At 40.3% G+C, this 12,259-nt stretch carries 10 protein-coding genes; 9 read left to right on the top strand and 1 reads right to left on the bottom strand.

Translation table 11 applies throughout. The annotated features are described in order from the left end of the window. The first annotated feature begins 134 nt into the window (after positions 1 to 134). Positions 135 to 554, top strand: a complete 420-nt coding sequence (gene lrgA / locus IGL23_RS12955; protein WP_002354829.1) for an antiholin-like murein hydrolase modulator LrgA — start codon at positions 135 to 137, stop codon at positions 552 to 554. Continuing rightward, the gene (gene lrgB / locus IGL23_RS12950; protein ID WP_033594248.1) at positions 551 to 1,234 is read left to right on the top strand and encodes an antiholin-like protein LrgB; all 684 of its coding nucleotides are present in this window, start codon (positions 551 to 553) and stop codon (positions 1,232 to 1,234) included. Before lrgA ends, lrgB begins: the two co-directional genes overlap by 4 nt. Before the next feature lie 213 nt (positions 1,235 to 1,447). On the opposite strand, the gene IGL23_RS12945 is transcribed toward lrgB, so the two are convergent. Next, positions 1,448 to 1,993, bottom strand: coding sequence for a cysteine hydrolase family protein (locus IGL23_RS12945; RefSeq protein ID WP_016630755.1), 546 nt, complete (start codon positions 1,991 to 1,993; stop codon positions 1,448 to 1,450). Between the two features lie 165 nt (positions 1,994 to 2,158). On the opposite strand from IGL23_RS12945, the gene IGL23_RS12940 reads away from it, so the two are divergent. The 7 genes from IGL23_RS12940 (at position 2,159) to IGL23_RS12910 (ending at position 12,247) form a co-directional block, all read left to right on the top strand. Further along, the gene (locus IGL23_RS12940; RefSeq protein WP_010823295.1) at positions 2,159 to 3,172 is read left to right on the top strand and encodes an alpha/beta hydrolase; all 1,014 of its coding nucleotides are present in this window, start codon (positions 2,159 to 2,161) and stop codon (positions 3,170 to 3,172) included. Between the two features lie 366 nt (positions 3,173 to 3,538). Then, a complete protein-coding gene (locus IGL23_RS12935) occupies positions 3,539 to 8,395 on the top strand; it encodes a hypothetical protein (RefSeq protein ID WP_033594249.1) in 4,857 nt (1,618 codons plus the stop codon). Positions 8,396 to 8,414: 19 nt separating this feature from the next. Next, entirely contained in the window at positions 8,415 to 8,804 is a 390-nt protein-coding gene (locus tag IGL23_RS12930) for an LPXTG cell wall anchor domain-containing protein (protein ID WP_033594250.1), read from the top strand. Further along, positions 8,761 to 9,495 (top strand): WxL domain-containing protein, encoded by a 735-nt coding sequence (locus IGL23_RS12925; RefSeq protein WP_002365407.1) that lies wholly within the window; start codon positions 8,761 to 8,763, stop codon positions 9,493 to 9,495. The genes IGL23_RS12930 and IGL23_RS12925 overlap by 44 nt, the downstream gene beginning before the upstream one ends. Before the next feature lie 4 nt (positions 9,496 to 9,499). Then, positions 9,500 to 10,300, top strand: coding sequence for a WxL domain-containing protein (locus tag IGL23_RS12920; protein ID WP_002385162.1), 801 nt, complete (start codon positions 9,500 to 9,502; stop codon positions 10,298 to 10,300). Continuing rightward, positions 10,301 to 11,059: a WxL domain-containing protein gene (locus IGL23_RS12915; protein WP_002383195.1), complete on the top strand. Its 759-nt coding sequence runs from the start codon at positions 10,301 to 10,303 to the stop codon at positions 11,057 to 11,059. A 105-nt stretch (positions 11,060 to 11,164) separates the two neighbouring features. After that, complete coding sequence (locus IGL23_RS12910) at positions 11,165 to 12,247, top strand: DUF916 and DUF3324 domain-containing protein (protein WP_002358992.1); 1,083 nt, start codon at positions 11,165 to 11,167, stop codon at positions 12,245 to 12,247. The last annotated feature ends 12 nt before the right edge of the window (positions 12,248 to 12,259 follow it).

Raw genomic sequence — 12,259 nt, 5'->3', positions numbered from 1 at the left:
TGTCGAATGCATTTCAAGTGGTGATTTTTGCATTTGGTGAAGAAATTCTGGCATTTCATGAAAAAAAGCCCTTAAAAAAACGTTTTCTTTATATACTTAACCCATAGAAAACAGACAAAAGGGAGCGAAGAAGAATGGAAAAGAAAGTATATTCATTTTTACAACAAGCAGCAGTTTTTGCCATTATTATGTTAATCGCCAACGGCTTGGCGTTCATTTCCCCAATACCAATGCCTGCTTCAGTAATTGGCATGGTGTTATTGTTCATTGGTTTATGTACAAAAGTTGTTAAATTGGAGCAAGTGGAAGGGCTAGGTAACAGCTTATCAACGGTTATTACATTTTTATTTGTTCCTTCAGGGATTTCCTTAGTTAATTCTTTAGGGATTATGCAACAATTTGGCGTTCAAATTGTTTTTGTTATTTTAGTAGCAACATTAGCGTTACTAGCAACGACTGGTTGGACGGGCGCCTTTTTATTGCATATGAAAGATGCTCGAAAAGAAAAAGAACCCGCAGCAACGAAGAAAGCGAAAGGAGAGGTTCGCGCATGAATCCGTATGTTGGCATTATTATTTCATTAGCTGTATTTGGCATAGGTACTTGGTTGTTTAAAAAAAGTAAAGGTTTCTTCTTATTTACGCCATTATTCGTTGCGATGATTTTAGGCGTTGTCGTTTTAAAAGTAACAGGAATTAGTTACGAGCAATACAATGAAGGTGGCAAATATATCAGCTTCTTTCTAGAGCCTGCGACAGTAGCGTTTGCGATTCCTTTATATAAAAAGAGAGACGTGTTGAAAAAATATTGGTTAGAAATTTTAACGGCGTTAACAATTGGTTCTTTTGATTCGCTAGTGGCTGTTTATTTTGCAGGAAAAGTGATTGGCATGGATAATCATTTAGTGGCCTCAATCTTACCACAAGCAGCTACAACAGCGATTGCCGTACCTATTTCTCAAACTGTTGGTGGCATTGCTTCCATTACGGCGTTTACTGTAATCTTCAATGGTGTACTAACCTATGCCTTGGGCCGAATTGCATTGAAATGGTTTAAAATTAACAATCCAATCGCCAAAGGTTTAGCTTTAGGTGCGGCCGGACATGCCCTAGGTGTGGCAGTTGGCATGGAAATGGGCGAAACAGAGGCTGCTATGGCTAGTATTTCTGTCGTAGTGGTTGGCGTAGTTACTGTTTTAGTAGTTCCTTTCTTTGCAACGGTCATTGGTCTATAAAAAAGTGGGATTCCTCACTCTTTTATGAGTAGCTAATTTTTATCAGCTAGCAGTCTCTGCTTATTCTGTGAATGCTAGTTATCACTAATCCGCAGGCTCGGAGTTAAAATGAGCATAAAAAAGCCAACCTTATCCATAGTAAGGTTGGCTTTTGTGTTGTTTACACGATTTTTTGAGTATAGATAGGGCGCGTGGAAGGATTGACCAGTCTTTTTATAGAATGGTTGCTCCTAAAGTTTGTTTAAAGTGGCGTAACGCCCATTCGTGTCCTTGTTCATCAAAACTAGCAACGGCATGCTCGGGAATCATTAATTGATAGCCTAAATTATAGGCATCAACAGCCGTATGCAACACGCAAATATCTGTACAAACACCAGTTAAACAAAGCTCTGTAATTCCTCGTTCTCGTAACCGAATGTCCAAATCCGTGCCACTAAAAGCAGAATAGTGCCGTTTGTCCAGCCAATAAACGGTTGCCTCATTTTTGTGAGCTTGATAAAAATCAGCTAGCGAGCCAAACAGATTACGCCCGTCAGTTCCTAAGACATTGTGGGGCGGGAAAAGTTTATTTTCAGGATGATAGTGATCTAGGGGATCATGCCCATCAATGGCAAAAACCACAAAATCGCCATTGTCAAAATAGTGCTTTGTTTGTTGAACAAGAGCCGTTTCAATGGCTTGTCCAGCGGCACCAGTGGTTAGTTTTCCGTCTGTGGCGACAAAATCATTCGTATAATCAATGGAAATCAGAGCTTTCATTTGGCAACCTCCTAAAGGTTAAAGTCATTTTGTTCATTTTACAGCTTTTAAGAGGGCATTTCAAATGATAAAAGTACATCAAATTCTAAAAAAGCTGTTTCAAAATAAACGCTTTGGCTAAAAAACATGCTATAATTTTGCTACAAATTAAAGCAGGTGAATAGAGTGAAAAGAAAAATCGTACGTTTTATCCTTTGGTTGTTAGGAATCATTGTGGTTATTTGCTTAGGCGTGTTTCTCGCCTTTCAATTATCTCCTAAGCCAGGCGCTTGGGTCATCAACCAGTTATTCGCAGGCGAAGTTGAAATAAAAGATTCAGCTTCCTATGATAAAGCATTGCCCAATGTTCAATTGCAAGAAAATCAAACATACCCTTCTTCAAGAAAAAAGAATACCTTTGATTTGTATTATCCCCAAACGTCAAAACAAGCGGTACCAGTCGTTTTATGGGTCCATGGTGGTGGCTATGTGGGAGGAGATAAGTCTGGGATGAAAGAGTTTGCGACACGTTTAGTGGCTGATTCCTCAGTTGCCTTTATTTCAATGAATTATGAATTAGCACCAGATGCACCTTATCCAAGCCAGCTCCAGCAGGTCAATGAACTTGTTCAATTTTTGTTAGAAAAGAAACAAGCGTATCCCATGTTAGATTTATCTAAGCTTTTTATTGGCGGGGACAGTGCGGGTGCACAGATTGCTCTACAATATGCAACAGTTCAAACCAATGCCAACTATGCCAAAGAACTAGGGATGACTGCAGCATTGCCGGCTAGCCATTTAAAAGGCACGCTCTCGTATTGTGGTCCGGTGGATTTGAAACAAATGGCCAACCAACAAAGTGATAATCGTTTTATGAAATTTTTCGTTAAAACAGTGGCTTGGTCCTTGCTCGGCACTAAAGACTGGCAGACGAGCGCGGAACTGCAAGAAGTGAGTTTAGTGGATAAAGTCACCAAAGAATTTCCCCCGACGTATCTAACAGATGGCAATAGTTTTTCATTCCAAGAGCAAGGACTAGCCTTGGTTCAGCGGTTAAAAACTTTAAATGTTCCAGTTTCAGCTCTCTTTTTCAAAGATAAGAAAGCAACGATCACCCATGAATATCAATTCGACTATCAAACAAAAGAAGCTAAACAATGTTACCAAGAAACAGTCCAGTTTGTGAATAAGTATAAATAAACAGAGGCCTTAGAAATATTTCTAAGGCCTCTGTTTATTTATTTTTGTCATTTTTTTAGCTGGGAAATATGTATAAATTAAACAAAAATGTTTATTTAATGATGTTTACATGAGAGAAAATCCGTGCTATACTACGAACTCGTTTGTTAATTTTAATGTTAAAAACAACGTTTTTGTTATTTTTGTGAACAAATTAACATTTTATCTTACAAAAAACAGCAAAAAATTCGTTTAGTTAACAAAAAGAAAATTAAAAAATAAATTTTTTTTTTGAAATTAAGAAAATATCTTTAAAAAAATCAGAAGAAAACTTCGTATACTTGAGCCATAGGTTGGTTGTGGAAAGTTTACTTCGAGGGAGGAGTGATGAAGTTAATGAAAAAGAAAATCGCTGTTTTATTGGCAACTTGTTTACTTGTACAACCATTTTTATCTGTTTCAGCGTGGGCGATTGAAGGGGAGCAACAAACAGAACGTACGCAGACACAGCCAAAAACAGCAGAAACCAGTACAAGTGAAGCAACAAAAGAAAGCAGCGCACATTCTATAGAACAGTCATCAATGACGGAATCTAGTGCTATCACAGAAAAAGTAACCACCTCTTCCACAGAAACAAAACCAAGCGAAGAGCAGAAGCAAATCACCTTGACCTTTGAAACAACGGATCAAGCTTTGTTTCTAAATGATACAAAAAGTTATCAAGTGGTAAAAGAAAAAAATCAGCCACTTCGGACAGAAGAATTACCAAAATGGGCGAATAGTGAGGAAAATACGACTTTCGTTGGCTGGTCTTACCAAGGAAAAACATATACAAATGAAGAACTTCTTCAATTAGAGTTTTCAGAAGATACACAACTTACAGCTGTCTTTAAACAGAAACGGACACGCATGGCCAGAGCTGTTTCAGTTGATCAGTCCATTGCGGACACAATTGCTCCTGCGGATAAAACAAAAGTGATTGTTGTGCCAAGTCCAGCAGGAGATGGAGCAGCGTACAAAGAATATGCATCGACAGAGGCTGGTTTGAAAGAAGCCTTGTTTGATTTGTATCAACAGGGGAACAATGGCGATTTCACTCTTTATATAGGAACTAATATTACAACGGGTACGGCAACCACCGCTAAAGTGATTCCTGACACCGTTACGGCAAGTAATATGACCTTTTACGCCTTGCAAGGCAAGGTCAATCATTTAGTGATTACTGGAAACAGTGCGGATCCGATTAGTATGGATACAACTTTACCTACAGGTTCCAAAACATTGGCACTAGGAATTGTTCACTTCGGTACAGATATTACTTTAAGAAATATTTCTTATACAGGATCACAAATGTATTTAAACGGTCATAGTTTGTCATTGAATGGTGGTTCTATCGGGAATGGTTTCTCTGTGTTTGGCGGAACGGATTCAGGCGATGTTACAGGAAATCCTGTGATTACAGTAAATAGTACTGGTTCAGGTACGTGGTATTTTTATGGCGGAAATAATAATGGTGGAACTTTAAAAGGAAACCCAACGTTGCTCATTAATAACACGGTCTCCGGAATCAATACGCTATCAGGCGGTGCAAATCTAGGTACAGTCGATGGGAATGTAACCGTTTCTGTTAAACGAATCAATGGTGCTCTTTCTAATTATTATGGTGCAGGAATTGGTACAGCAGCAAACCCAATTTCTGTGACCGGGAGTGTTTCCAATGAGTTAGACATTGCAGTAGAAGCAAATAGTTCTTTTAGGATGTCCACTTACTATGGTGGCGCACTTTATGGAAACATTAATGGTACTATTAAAAATTCATTATCTGGATATGGCGGTTGGAGTTCAAGAGGGCCGTATGTTGGTGGTTCAGGTCGTGGGAATATTGGAACAAATCGTGGAACAAATGCAATTTCCACAACCCTCGATGCAAGTAATTATACAACCTATGGACCAAGTATTATTGGAGCCAATCGTTATAACGGCACAATAACAGGAAATATTGAAAATACGGTTATTGGTGGAACAACAGATGCTCAAGGCGGTATAGGTAATTTTGATGGTGGTAGTGGAACGGAAGCTGATCGATTATCAAAAGCAGCACTAGGAGCTTCCAATGAAGGCACCTATGATGCTTATACATCAGAGCAACGAGCAAAATTAGCTTTTGATAGTGCAACTTATAAAATTTTAGGAAATATTCACTCACATCTTGTTAAAGGTTCATTTGGTAATGCGGATCTGTGGCGAACAACCGCAGCTGGTGTAGGTGGTTACGTAGAAGGTAAGGCAACTATAGAAGTTGGAACACAAACAGGCGATGGCACAGCTGGCGGCGATGGCTTGGTTTATAAAGGAAGTCGTCCAACTGACACGAATTATTCTTCTAGTAGAAATAATTTAGCGAATGCGAAAGATTTTGATATTGCTGGCGGTGGTCTTGTCATTGGCCGAGATGCTTGGACTATCTACATTCGCGGTGAGTCAAATACAGTAATTAATAATGCTGTAGCTCGACGAACATACGGTGGTTTATTTTCTGGCGTTGTTGAAGGGAACACCTCTAATACATTGAATGGAGGTATTGTCGATACCTTAGAAGGAAGTGGTTATGAAGGCGGTCGAGTTTATGGAAATGCCCAAGCAACTGTGAGGAATGGTCAAGTTGACTGGTTCTTATCTGGTGGTGGCTGGAATGATAAAAAAATTGTCGGGAATGTTGGAGTAACCGTTTATGATGGTGTCATTAATGCCTCAATGGGAGCATCTTATGGTGCTTCAAGTGATCATACTGTTACTGGAAATTCTAATAACATTGTTTACGGTGGCGACTTTTCTGGTACTCCTCGTGAAGGAACGAATGGTTTTTCTGGCGGAATAACAAATGTTGGCTCTTTGTTAGGAAACGCAAATTTGACCATTGATTTAAGAAACTACAATCGCGAGTTTAAATTGCCTTCGGGAACGTTTATTTCAGGAGGTGTTCCTTATAACGGAACAACTAATTTAGGAACAGATGCTTCTAATACAATCACGCTAAATATCTATACAAAACCAGGTTCAGATGTTTTGAATGGTGCAGCGATATACGGAGATGGCGCGCGGACGTCCTCATATACAAAAAGTGGCAAAATTATTATGAATATTCAAGCAACAGGTTCAAGTATTGGTAACTTATATGCAACAAATTATGGTAATGCCCCTACGACAGGGCTGTTACGTGATGTCGAGATAAATTTACAAGGTGCCAAAACAATCAATGGATTATCTGGTGGAAATGCAACAGATAGTTTCACCAATACCATTGTTTCTAAAAATGCTCAGAAAGTTGTCATTAACATTGGCGAGAACGTTGACGGCACCAATAACTATCAAACAGAACCACTAAATGCGACAGGCTTAGGCGTTGTCAACTTTACGGAATTAAATGTCACCAATGGCATTAAATTAATGGCTAATGGTGGGAACATCAAAAATGGCGTTTCTGCTACTGCCGCGAATCATAGTACGACTTACAATGAATTCGGATCAATTCATCTATCTAAAAATGCAGGAATTGGGATTACCAACACGGCCAATTTAATTTCAGCTAGCAAACTAACGGTTCAGGATCATGCAACATTAGAAACAATTCCTGGTACAGGTAAGGTAAACATTGCGGATTTTGAAGCTGTCGATCCAACAAAAGATGAACTTTTATGGATTAAACCAACGACAGATACAACTGCTTTGGTGGATAGCACAGGGACTTGGTTTGGAAATGTCAAAGCCTATCAGGTCTTGACGATTAATCCAACGGTCAATAATGCTACAAAACTTATGCCAACAACGTTTCATGGGATTGAAAAAGCGACTGGAAAAACATTTATTGGCGATAACGATGTGACAAAGGGCGCCAATGGCTATGGGATAGCAATTCCTGGTTCCATCATCGATTACGAAGTGGAAACGCCTGGAATTGTGGCAGGTGCAGGTACTATTTCTCATGATGTAAAAGAGGTCAAAGCCGGCAATGCGCCGTTAACCTTACAAGCGTGGGGCACCGAAGTAGCTGGACAAAAAGTTCAAAAAGGACGTTTGATGATTCCGACCTCAAGTGCTTTAACACCAACCCTAAGCTTCCTTCCTGACGAAGTAACAGGTTCTTGGTTGCACCAAGGAACGGTTAAATCTAGTGAAGTTGGGAGCGCGATAGAGCAAATTCCAGAGCAGAAAGATACCACCCCGCTTTCATGGAAAGCGACGAATATGAACTACAGTTATCAGGTGAAAGTTCAATTTTCAAATAAAGTGGAACTTTCGGGGCAATCGGTGATTGTCACAGAAGATGAGGCAGCGCAACTAACGACTGTCGATAAAGTAATAGAAATGCTTGGCGCAAAAGGTCGGCCGTTTTTCAAAACCTCATTAAAAGAGACGGATTTACCACAAATTCAAGCGCCGTTAGCAGAAAAAACTGTATCGCGGAAACATGATATTCAATTAGAAGCAGGGACGTCAGGGGATAATTTGCAAAACAAAACGGTTCATTTAGTTGTTGTGAAAAATGAAAGTGTCCTTGCCAAAGATCGTTCGTTTGCCTTGTATGCGACAAGTGCGCATTTGAAGTTAAAAGAAGCAAATGGCTTAACGAATTCAGACGAGTTGGCACAATGGACACAAGCAACGGTGATTTTCGCAGATGGTCGGGCCAATCAAACGCCAAGTCTTGATGCCGCAACCTTCCAAGCCATTCAACAAGCGAAACCAGAAGAATTAGCCAAAACGGTGCCAGCCAATTATCAATTTACAGAAGCTGGTGAAACGTTAAATAAAAAAGTCAATGTGTCTATTTCAGGTGAATTAACGTTAGAAAAAGTACCTAAAACAATTGATTTTGGCAAACAAAAAATTTCTGCCAAGCCAGAAGTTTACTGGCCAACTCTTTCAGATGATTTAGTCGTTCAAGACACACGCGGGACAGAAAGTACGCCTTGGAAACTGAATGTTCAGGTAACGAATCCCTTAACGAACGGCACAGATCAATTGGAAGATTTGTCATTGGTTACAGACAAAGGAGAATTTTTACTCAATAAAGGAGATACGGTTGTTACAGAAAATGAAGGCTCCGGTTCAGGTAGTTATACAATTAACCAAGGTTGGGGTGCGGCAAACCAACGGGGACTTAAACTATCTGTGCCAGTCGAGAAACAAAAAGTTGGCGAATTCAAAGGGACATTGTCATGGTCATTAGTCATGGCACCATAACAAGGAGGAGAGAAGTGAGATGAAAAAATACCTTTTGCTTAGTTGTTTTTTAGGTCTTTTCAGCTTCTGTCATTCAGACACTGCGTTTGGGGAAGCAGCTTATGAAAATAGTGGTGTTGTCTCCTTTTATGGAACGTATGAATATCCCACAGAAGAGTCGACAACAGCGACTAGTAATTCTTCCACAACGACCGAACCCACCAAGCCAGCTGACGGAGGCGCTTCATCCGTCCTTTCTTCTGGCGTATATGGGTCGCGACAAGGAAGATTACCAGCGACAGGTACCACCAATCAAGCACCATTTATTTATTTGGGAATCAGCCTTATCACTATAGGCATATTATTTATTAAAAGGAGAAAAGAAGATGAAAAAAACAGTATTAGCAGTAGTAGGGATTGTAGGATTTAGCGGTGTCCTAGCGACACAACAAGCATTTGCGGAAGACATTAACGTGAACTATACAAGTAATGGCGCCATTACATTTGAACCAGATACAGATCCAACGAAGCCAGTTAACCCAACCAATCCAGATGAAAAAGTTGAACCAGAAGATCCAACTGACCCAACTGGACCAAAACCAGGGACTGCAGGCCCCTTATCAATTGACTATGCTTCAAGCTTTCAATTTGGCGCCCAAAAAATCACTTCCGATACGAAAGATTATTACGCACAAATTCAAACATTTAAAGATGGAACAACAGGTCCCAACTATGTTCAGGTAACGGATAAACGTGGGACACAAGAAGGCTGGACGTTAAGCGCTGTACAAAATGGGCAATTCAAAACAGCCCAAAATGAAGAATTAGTAGGGGCCGCTTTATCGATTGCCAATGCAGGTGTGACATCGATTGTTGATGCCGCATACGCGCCAACACCAACAGCAGCACATACCTTTGTTCCTGGAACAGAAGTAGAATTAGTCAAAGCAGAAGATGGCAAAGGAATGGGGACTTGGGTCTATCGTTTTGGGAAAGATGCGACAGAAGGTGCTACTGCCGTGAAATTAAATGTCCCAGGTAAAGCGATTAAATTAGCAAAAGAATATCGTACGACCTTAACATGGACATTGAAATCTGTACCAACGAATGTTGGAGGCTAAGTAAATGAAAAAAACAGTCGTCTACTCCTTGTTATTCGGAACAATGTTGCTTGGCGCCACTGTTCCTGCTGAAGCGGCGACGGTCGTTTTTGATAGCGAACAGTCGATTGTTTTTACCCCAAGCACAGATGGGACGGATCCAGTAAATCCAGAAAATCCCGATCCAGAAAAACCAGTTCGACCAGTCGATCCAACGAATCCTGATGGACCTAATCCAGGCACACCTGGGCCACTTTCCATCGATTATGCCTCAAGTTTGGATTTTGGGAGTAATGAGATATCGAATAAGGATCAAACGTATTTTGCCAGAGCGCAAACCTATAAAAACCCAGATGGTTCAGCAAGTGAATTGGCAACTGCTAATTATGTACAAGTAAGTGATTTACGGGGAACCAATGCTGGCTGGGTTTTAAAAGTGAAACAAAATGGTCAATTTCGTAATGCAGAAACATTACACAAAGAATTAACAGGCGCCACCGTCGCCTTTACTGAGCCCAGTGTGCGCTCAAATGCGACGGACGTATTGCCGCCAACTGCTACCGCAAACATTCAATTAGATGCTGCGGGCGCAGAAACTGTTGTCATGCAAGCCCCAGAAAAGACCGGCGCCGGAACGTGGATCACGCTGTGGGGGCAAGCAGAAAAAGTGACCGAAAAAAATCAACAAGGACAGCAAGTAAATGCCACAATCACACGGGCAATCTCACTAACTGTTCCCGGGAAAACCCCTAAGGATGCAGTACAATATAAAACAACATTGACTTGGCTACTTTCAGATGTACCAGTAAATAATGGAGGGAAATAAATGAAAAAGACAAAAGTAATGACATTGATGGCAACCACAACTTTAGGCGCATTGGCACTTGTACCAATGAGTGCATTAGCAGTCGACGGTGGTGAATACCAAACAAACGGAGCGATTCAATTTGCACCAAATACGAACCCAACGAATCCAGTTGATCCGACGAATCCAGACCCGGATAAACCAATTACGCCAGTTGATCCAACTGATCCGACAGGGCCTAAGCCAGGGACAGCAGGTCCGTTATCCATTGACTATGCATCTAGCTTATCTTTTGGGGAACAAACGATTACCTCAAAAAATATGACCTACTATGCAGAAACACAAAAATACAAAGATAACGCTGGTGCCGATCAAGAAGGCCCGAACTTTGTTCAAGTCTCAGATAATCGTGGGACTGAAACAGGTTGGACGTTAAAAGTAAAACAAAATGGTCAATTCAAAACTGAAGCCAACCAAGAACTAACAGCGGCCAAAGTAACTTTAAGCAACGGACGCGTGGTTTCAGCTTCACAATCTGCAAAACCAACGACAGCGCCAGCTACGATTGAATTAAACCCAACTGGGGCTGAATCAGTGGTCATGGCTGCTGGCGATAAAGAAGGTGCGGGTACGTACTTAATGAGCTGGGGCGATAGTGTAGATGCCGCTAAAACAAGTATTTCATTAGAAGTACCTGGTTCAACCACAAAATATGCGAAAAAATACACGACAACTTTTACTTGGACTTTGACAGATACACCTGCTAACACAGGAAACTAAGAACGACAGCATACACGCAAGATCGGGATATAAGTCAAAAATTTTTGGCTTATCTTTCGGTCTTTTGGTGCTTATAATACAACAAAGAATGAAAGACATAGGAGAATGAATATGAACAGATGGAAAGTATATGCAACGGTAATCGCTTGTATGTTATTTGGCTGGATTGGCGTGGAGGCGCACGCTTCTGAATTTAATTTTGCGGTCACACCAACAATTCCCGAAAATCAAGTGGATAAATCAAAAACCTACTTTGACTTAAAAATGGCGCCTGGTGCCAAACAAACCGTAGAAATTCAGTTACGCAATGATACAGATGAAGACATTACCATTGAAAATACGGTGAACTCAGCGACAACAAATTTAAATGGCGTAGTAGAATATGGCCAAAACGGAATCAAACCTGACAAAACTTTACGCTTTAACTTAAAAGATTATGTGGAAGCACCGAAAGAAATCATCTTGCCGAAGCATTCCCAAAAGACATTACCTTTAACCATCACGATGCCTAAAGATTCTTTTGATGGCGTGATGGCTGGCGGTATAACACTCAAAGAGAAAAAGAAAGAAACAACGACTTCTGCGGATCAATCAAAAGGGTTAGCTATTAATAATGAATACTCCTATGTTGTGGCTATTATTCTTCAGCAAAATGAGACAAAGGTTCAACCAGATTTAAAATTACTAGGGGTTAAACCAGGCCAAGTCAACGCGCGAAACGTCATCAATGTTTCTTTACAAAACCCACAAGCGGCCTACTTAAACCAATTACATTTAATCAACACTGTTTCAAAAGGAGGCGAAACGCTTTACCAATCCGATACTGAGGATATGCAAGTGGCGCCAAACTCTAACTTTAGTTACCCAATTTCTTTAAAAGGGGAACGATTAACGCCAGGAAAATATGTCTTGAAATCAACGGCCTATGGTGTAAAAGATGAAAAGGGTACCTATCAAGTCAAAGGTGCCAATGGTGAAGAACGGTACCTGTACAAATGGGAATTTACAAAAGAATTTACTATTTCTGGGGACGTCGCTAAAGAATTAAATGAAAAAGACGTAACCATTAAAGGAACCAATTGGTGGTTGTATCTACTGATTGCATTAATCATTCTAGCGCTGCTCTTATTGATTTTCTTCTTGTATCGTAAAAAGAAAAAAGAGGAAGAACAACAATCTGAGCAATAAAAAGGGCTATCT

This window comes from Enterococcus sp. MSG3299, assembly GCF_050555765.1.
GTDB classification, from domain to species: Bacteria; Bacillota; Bacilli; order Lactobacillales; family Enterococcaceae; genus Enterococcus; species Enterococcus faecalis.
This window is presented reverse-complemented; position numbering and strand designations above follow the sequence as displayed.